Here is a 1,146-nt window from a genome sequence, read left to right on the forward strand (position 1 = left end):
GTGGAGCCCCGCGGCGGCGGGGCTGAACCGCCTACTGCCGCGGGGTGAGTTCCCTGGAGGGGATGGCGACGCGGCGGGACGCGGACCCGTGGACCTGCCGCGCGGTCTCCCCACTGCCGCACGACGCGACATCGCGCCCCGATGCAAGGGAGCACCGCACATGACCGAGGCCCGGCACGACCGCCCCGCATCGGACCCGCATCCCGCCTCCCACCCGGACCCTTCGGTGGCGCACCACTCGGACAGCCGCCCGGCGGACCGGCCCGGAAGGATCTCCGACCTGCGCCGGGTCGGCATCTCCCCCGACCACTGGTACCCGGTGGCCACCTCTCGGAAGGTACGGCGCAACCGGACGTTCGCGGCCGTCTTCGCAGGTGAGCGGATCGTGCTGTACCGGGGGCGCAGCGGTGCCGTGCACGCGTTGGAGGACCGCTGCGCACACCGGCAGGTACCTCTGAGCATGGGCGTGGTCGAGGGCGACATCCTGCGCTGCTGCTATCACGCGTGGGCCTATCGGGGCGACGGACGCATCTCGCAGATTCCCTACCTGCCCAAGGGCTGCGAGCGTCCACCGCGCGGGGTGCGCTCGTATCCGGTGCGCGAGGCCTACGGGCTGGTGTTCGTGTTCCCCGGTGACCCGGCGCTCGCCGAGGACGCGCCGTTCCCGTTCCTTCCCGAGTACCACTCCGCGACGCACCGCACCATGACGTTCTCCCGCACCGTGCGCTGCCACTACTCGTTCATGCACGAGAACCTGCTCGACATGAACCATCAGTTCCTGCACCGGAGTGTGCTCGGCCGAATCCAGCCGGAACTGCTCGGGTACGACGCCGGGCCACGGCACGTCGAGGCGCGCTATCTCTTCGTCCCCGCCGGAGGGCGCAAGGACCGGGGCGCGGGCCTGCTGTCCGCGGAGGGGATCGGGGGGAAGGACCGGCCCGATGTCATCACGATCCGCACCGAGTATCCGTACCAGACCCTGCGCGACGTCCCCGAGGGCGGCGAGCTGCCCGTGTTCTCGCTCTGGGCCGCGTACGTGCCGGAGGACACGCCTCGTCTCCGAGCGCGCCCTGCGCGAGCTGTACCTGGCGCCCTTCGAGACCATCGTCGAGAAGGCCCGCCCGTGGGGCGTCATGACCGCCTACA

At 71.4% G+C, this 1,146-nt stretch carries 1 protein-coding gene; it reads left to right on the forward strand.

Features of this window, described 5'->3' with window-relative positions:
• Positions 1-160 precede the first annotated feature (160 nt).
• Positions 161-1,146: Rieske 2Fe-2S domain-containing protein (locus tag ACWEBX_RS41220; protein WP_451889790.1), on the forward strand; the 986-nt coding region annotated here is incomplete at its 3' end.

This window comes from Streptomyces sp. NPDC005070, from assembly GCF_053600395.1.